The organism is Vicinamibacteria bacterium, assembly GCA_035620555.1.
Lineage (GTDB): Bacteria > Acidobacteriota > Vicinamibacteria > Marinacidobacterales > SMYC01 > DASPGQ01.
The window spans coordinates 1-6319 of sequence record DASPGQ010000637.1 but is presented as its reverse complement, the minus strand read 5'-3'; the positions used below and the strand labels follow the sequence as shown (position 1 = coordinate 6319).

The window sequence follows — 6319 nt, the reverse complement described above, 5'->3', positions numbered from 1 at the left end:
ATGCCTACGGGAAGAAACAGGGTCGCGAGTTCTGGAAGGCTTCGCTCCAGGCGATCGATCTTCTCGAGGAGATCGTTCGCTCTGAGTCCATCGACTGTGACTGGCGCCGTTCCGGCCACATCTGCCTGGCCTATAAGCCCTCCCACTTCGAGGGGATGCGAAAGAGCGTCCAATGGTTCCGCGAGGAGCTTGGCCACGAGGTCCAGGCTCTCTCCCCCGCGGAGCTCCCCTCCGAGATCGGAAGCCGTGTGTTCCACGGTGGCATTCTGGACGAGTACAGCGGCGGGCTTCAGCCGGCGAAGTACGTTTACGGCCTCGCCCGGGCAGTCGCGCGCCGCGGCGTTCGTCTCCACGAGCAAATCATCATTTCGCGGGTGGCTCGGCTGCGCGATGGCTTCGAGATCCACACCAACCAGGGAGTGCTGCGGGCGGGGGAGGTTCTCATCGCGACGAACGGCTACACCGACGCGCTCGTGCCGCCGCTCGAGCGCCGCATCTTCCCCGTCGGAAGCTACATCATCGTCACCGAGCCCCTCGCACGCGAGCTCCAGGTAGAGTTGATCCCCAAAGGGCGGATGCTCTACGACTCGAAGAACTTCCTCAACTACTTCCGCCTGACTCCGGACGGGCGCATGCTGTGGGGCGGCCGGAACGATCTCAGCACCAATCTCGATCTGAATCGAAGCGCGGAAATCTTGCGGGCCCAGCTCGTGCGCACCTTTCCACGGCTTCGTGACGCGTCTTTGACCCACAGCTGGACGGGGAAGCTCGGCATCACGTTCGACCTCATGCCACACATCGGCCGCGTCGAAGGCATTCATTACGCCATGGGCTATGGCGGCCACGGGCTCGCCGTCGCCACGTATCTCGGGACCGAGGTCGGGAAACTTCTGGCCGGTCAGATCGCGACCAGTCCCTTCGCCGAGATTCCCCATCCCACGAGGTTCTTCTATCGCGGCTACCCCTGGTTCATCCCTCTTGCCGCGCGTTACTACCGCTTCGCCGACTGGATGAGCTAGACTCGCACGGCGCTCGTTCCTCGCAGCGGTCTCCGAACCCGAACATGCTGGTCGGCACCGTCGATCTCACCATTATCGTCACGTACTTCGCCGTCGTCATTCTCATTGGCTTCGTCTCGATGCGAAGAACCAAAGGATTCGAGGATTACGCGGTGGCGGGCCGGCGACTCCCGGTCGTGTTCTTGTTCGCCACCATGGCAGCAACGGCGACGGGCGGGGCGGCGACGATCGGGCGCGCCTCGCAGTCCTATCAGTCCGGCATCGTCATCTTCGTCGCCACGGTGGGCTTCGTGCTGAACCAGCTCCTCTCCGGCCTCTTCCTCGCGCCCCGCATGCGCGCCATCGGCAAGCTGTATACCGTGGGCGACGTCATGGGGTTCTACTACGGGCGGGCGGCACGCGCCCTGACGGGAATTTTCTCTTTCCTTTACAGCGTCTCCCTTTTCGGGGTCCAGCTGCTGGCCATGGGGCGCATATTGCAAACCATCACCGGCTTGCCTCTCGTCCCTTTGCTGATCGCTTCGTCCGCGCTCGTCATCTTCTACACCGGGTTGGGCGGCATCTGGGCCGTTATCTACACCGATCTCCTCCAGTTCATCGTGCTGGCGTTCGGTCTGACCACGGCTTCCCTGGTGGCGATCGATCGCGTCGGCGGCGTCGAGGCGATGACCGCGGGACTCGACCCCGTGCTCTTGAGCTTCAGCGGTGACTGGAGCTCATCGCGAATCCTCGGCATATTCGTTGCGTTTCTCCTCGGTGAAGCGCTCGCTCCCTATTTCGTTCAGCGTTATTTCGCGACCAAGAGCCCGAGAGATACTCGCTGGGGCGTGACGCTCTTCGGAAGCTACTACGGTTTCTATACCATCGTCGTGATCGCTCTCGGCCTCGCGGGCGCGCTTCTCTTGAGAGACACCGAGCCCGACCTCGTCCTGACGTCCATCGTACGCGACTTCCTGCCCATCGGGCTCAAGGGAGCGGTCTTCGCGGCACTTCTCGCCGCCGTCATGTCGACGGGAGACTCGATCTTGAACAATGCCTCCGTCATCTTCACTCGCGACCTCTACCAGAAGCTCTTTCGTCCCGACGCAAGCGATGCGACCATGCTCGCCTGGTCGAAGACGACGACGCTGCTCATCGGGGCCGGTGGCGTCATTGCGGCCCTAAGCCTGCCCGACGTCTTCGAGCTTCTGATTTACAGCTACACGCTCTGGGCGCCTTCGATCATCCCTCCTCTTTGCGTCGCTCTTTTGTGGGGAACGCCTCGCGAGCGACCCGTTGCACCCCGCGCGGCCGTGCCCGCAATCCTGGCCGGCATCGGCGCGACGTACGCGTGGGGGCCGAGTGTGCTCGGCGAGCCCTTCGGGGTTCCCGCAGTGGCCGTCGGCGTGGGAGCGAATCTTCTCGTTCTCTTCACCGTCCACCGGCTCACGTCGTGTTTCGCTCCCGCGGGGGCTTTCGTACCCGAAGAGGTGAACGAAGCATGACCGCCTGGAGCTTTCTCGTCTACTTCTCGGCGGGCATCGTGTACCTCGCCGTCGCGGCCACCCTGATTGCCTGGATACGCCACGCGCGCTCAAGGGATCTCGATTGAGGGCGCAAGAGCGAATCCGGGATATGATCCACCTTTCATGACGACCTTCTTTCGACTTCTCTCCACGATCGGCCTGCTCACTGCCGCTCCGGATCAGGGGAAAGCGGTACTCGAGAGGTCAATCGCGGCCCACGGGGGTCTCGCCCGTTTCGAGGCGATTCGAGACTGGAAGATCGTGGCTCGGAGAGAGACGGACTCCGGGGGGTCCGAAACGTACGAGGAGTATCTCCTCCGGGATCAGGGTGGCACGAGGACGCTTCTACTGAAACGACAGGCGGAATCGGTCCTCGTGTTCGGCCACGATGGCTCCCGGGGATTCGCGGTTGCCGAGGGCACGCCCCGGAGCGACGATGGCGCCGAGGGGGAGGGCTACTACCGCGCCCATGGCGAGTATTACTTGCGCTCGCTTCCGTTCAAATGGATGGACCCGGGAGTCGAAGTCGCCTACGCTGGAGCCGAGGACGGCTTCGAGCTACTCCGCGTCTCGGCATCGGAGAACGTGGGGCGTGCCTGGGAGGATGTGTGGGTCGCGGTCATCGATCGCGACACCGGTCTTCTCTTCGAAGCTCGCCTGACCCACCACCGGGGCGGGGAAACGTGGATGAACCGGCAGCGAAATGAGGTCACGGAGATCACCTACCGTTACAGCGACTATCGGGACGTGGACGGCCTGCAGATACCGTTTCGGATGGAGTACGTTTCGAACGGGCGAAAGACCGGCGAGAACGTCATTCAGTCCATAGACTTCGATACGGGGCTCACTGCGGAGATCTTCTCGCCGCGAGCCCATCTCCGCTGAAGCAGCGCCATTTGCACCGTTTAGGTGAGGCTACCGAGACACCGGAGAAGCAACTGATGAGTAGACAATCCGCCCCCCAACCATCGTGAGAACCGAGGTCGTGTCCTTGATCTGGTCCGCGTCAACCGTCAAGTAATCGCGATCGAGGACCACGAGGTCCGCCAGTTTTCCCGCCTCGATTGTCCCCAGGTTCTTCTCCTGGAAGACGAGATGAGCACTCCCGCGGGTATGCGCTATCAATGCATCCTCACGGCTGATGGTCTGCCGAAGAACTCTGTTACCGCCGACCATCCTGCCGGTCACGGCCCACCCGAGCGTCACCATGGGGAGGACCTGGTTCGCTCGGCTCCCGTCGCTTCCCAGTCCCCATGCGATTCCACTGTCCTGAATCATTCGAAGCGGCGGCATCTCGTGGGCGGCCTCTCCGTAGACCCGGTGCTGGATCCCGCCGTTGATGACGGCCCAGGGATGCACGGCGGCATGCATGCCCAGGCTCTTCATGCGCTCGAGCTGTGACGAGCTGGGCTCGTTGAAGTGGGCGAGTGCCCATCGAAGGCGGTCGATCGGATACTCTCGGTGAATCCGCTCGATCTGGTCCAGGAAAGCGCCGATCGTGGTCTTCAGATTCGCATGCACGTGCAGCGGGAGGCCCGCGCGGGCGACCTCGGTGGTCAACCGGCGCCACTGGGCGAGTTCATCCGGGGTCGGATCGGACTCGAGCAGAAACATAGGGTCGTGTAGCGGCCGATACACCCCTTCTCCGTACGCGATCCAATCGATATCGTGGTCCCCCTCGAACAACTTCATCGCCGCGATTCGGGTTAGAACGTCGTCTACTTCCTGCGGAGTGCCGGCCGGAAACGAGGTAATGCAAAAGACCCGCAGACTCAGCCGACCTTCGTCCGCCCAAGCACGATAGCGTTCGATCAACTCTGGCTCGCAACCGGCGCTGCCGACCGATGTCAGCCCGGCGCGATTCAGGTCGCGAAACATGCTCATGGTGCTCGCCTCGACCTCATCCGCCGGAGGGTCGAGAACCGGAAGCTCAGCGGCAATCGTGCCAACACCCGGCTCTTCGATCACTCCCGTCGGCCTTCCGGTAGGATCGCGCCCGATCCACGGCTCGTCCCTTTCTTCCAGGCGGAGTGATTCGATGGCTCTGCTGTTGAGATAGGTCTCGTAATAGGCCGCCTGAAGGAGCACGGGATGATCGGGAGCGACGCCATCCAGCTCGTCGCGGGTGAAAGAGCTCGCGTCGTCCGCGAACTGGTCTCTCGTCCAGCCACCCAGATTGAAGACCCACTCGTCGGGACCTGCGTCGTTCGTCCGGGCGCGCAACATCGCGAGCGCCTGCTTTCGCGAGCCGACCCCGTCCCAACGAACTTCCCGCCGCCACGTGAGACCCGCGCGGAGAAGGTGCATGTGATTGTCGATGAGCCCGGGAATCACCGCCTTTCCCTCCAGGTCGATCCACCGAGTTCCCTGCCCGGCGAGCCGAGTGATCTCCTCATCGGTGCCGACGGCCAAGATGCGTTCGCCTGTGACCGCGATCGCCTCGGCGATTGTGAACCGCTCGTCGACGGTGATGATCTTCCCGTTCACAAGAACGATATCGGGTGGCGCGTGCTGCGCGGGGAGCTTCGCCATCGTACTCGCGATCGCGAACGGCGCGGCGACAACGGTCGACAGGAGTAGGAGTGAGAGTGGCACGGGCACCGCGGCTACCACGCTCCAATCGTGTAGGCCTGAACCCGACCGTTCTTGAGCCGAGGCGTTTTTCAACATTTCCGTGCCACGAACGCCAGCCGGCGAGGAGGAAGCTCGAGCTCCCCGTAGCGGCGCGAGACGCGAACGGAAAAACCCGCGGAGCGGAGCGCGTCACAGAGACGGTCGCGGGAGAGGACGCGGAGGACATGCCGCTCGTAAGCGCGTCGATAGCCCTCCCCCGCTCGTCGAAACGTGGTGATCTCCCGGGTCACCCGCCGGCCTTTCTCCGATACCGAAACGAGGACCGCCCATCCGGGGCCCGAGCGCCAGGTGCGATAACGCATCGGACGAGCACCGGCCACCAGGACGTCGAAGACAAAGAGCCCGCCCGGTCGTAGCGCCCGGCTCACTCTGCGAAACCAAGGCGCGATCGGCCGAGCGGGCAAATAGCACAGCACCTCACCGAGCGCCGTGATCACATCGCAGCTCGGCACGTCGACCTCGTATACCGAGCCAACTTTCAGCCTTGTGCGAGGTGCGATCTTCCGAGCGATGCGAGCGAGCGACCGCGACGACTCTACCCCGACCGTCCGGAATCCGGCGCGGTCCAACTCACGAAGCCACTGACCGCTTCCGCAACCCAGGTCGACGGCAACCCCATGGCGAATTCCGGCGCGCGCCATGAGCCGGAGAAGGCCAGGAGAAGCCGATTCCGAAAAATCGGCGAATCCCTGGTGCTGAATGTAGGCGAGGTCCTCACCGTACGACGACACGGGGGATTCTACCCCCCGCTTGGTGACTCATGCTGTGTCGCTGCCCGTCGCTACGTTTCAGTACGAGGGGACGCTCGGCGAACTCAGGCTTCTCGCGATCGTAAGCATCAGCTACGGTCGCGGAGCTGAGTCCTTTCTTTTCAAAGGGTAGCAACGTGCGGGCGGACTGCTGCATGCTGCTTCGGTTAGGGTGGCTGAACGGCTGGCATGGTAGCTTGTGGGCATTCTTGCCAAAAGTAGCGCAGGCCTCCCATTTTCTTGGTTATTTGTGTCCCTCGCCGAGACATCTGCGTCGAAACAACGTTATATGTAGGCGAGGGTTTCGATGGACACGCTTCCTCGCCAACTCTTTGACCGCTATCACCTCAAGGTGTATCGATACTTCGTCAGTTACGTGAGGCAAGCGATTGCTGAGGAGCTCAGTCAGGAG

The 6319-nt window shown here is 62.7% G+C and carries 5 protein-coding genes; 3 read left to right on the top strand and 2 right to left on the bottom strand.

Annotated elements, in window-relative coordinates; genetic code table 11:
• From VEK15_26015 to VEK15_26005, 3 genes are all read left to right on the top strand, one after another.
• On the top strand, positions 1 to 1019 hold a 1019-nt coding region (locus VEK15_26015), incomplete at its 5' end, for an FAD-binding oxidoreductase (protein HXV64183.1).
• 44 nt (positions 1020 to 1063) lie between these two features.
• Positions 1064 to 2503, top strand: a complete 1440-nt coding sequence (locus tag VEK15_26010) for a sodium:solute symporter family protein (GenBank protein HXV64182.1) — start codon at positions 1064 to 1066, stop codon at positions 2501 to 2503.
• A 144-nt stretch (positions 2504 to 2647) separates the two neighbouring features.
• Positions 2648 to 3409: a hypothetical protein gene (locus VEK15_26005; GenBank protein ID HXV64181.1), complete on the top strand. Its 762-nt coding sequence runs from the start codon at positions 2648 to 2650 to the stop codon at positions 3407 to 3409.
• 30 nt (positions 3410 to 3439) lie between these two features.
• On the opposite strand, the gene VEK15_26000 is transcribed toward VEK15_26005, so the two are convergent.
• Together VEK15_26000 and VEK15_25995 are read right to left on the bottom strand one after the other, a co-directional pair.
• Positions 3440 to 5119 (bottom strand): amidohydrolase, encoded by a 1680-nt coding sequence (locus tag VEK15_26000; protein ID HXV64180.1) that lies wholly within the window; start codon positions 5117 to 5119, stop codon positions 3440 to 3442.
• 68 nt (positions 5120 to 5187) lie between these two features.
• The gene (locus VEK15_25995) at positions 5188 to 5889 is read right to left on the bottom strand and encodes a class I SAM-dependent methyltransferase (GenBank protein ID HXV64179.1); all 702 of its coding nucleotides are present in this window, start codon (positions 5887 to 5889) and stop codon (positions 5188 to 5190) included.
• Between the last annotated feature and the right edge of the window lie 430 nt (positions 5890 to 6319).

What these genes read in the sequence shown, in the direction of transcription:
- VEK15_26010 (HXV64182.1), top strand. Translation starts at nt 1,064, where the DNA reads ATGCTGGTCGGCACCGTCGATCTCACCATTATCGTCACGTACTTCGCC.
- VEK15_26005 (HXV64181.1), top strand. Translation starts at nt 2,648, where the DNA reads ATGACGACCTTCTTTCGACTTCTCTCCACGATCGGCCTGCTCACTGCC.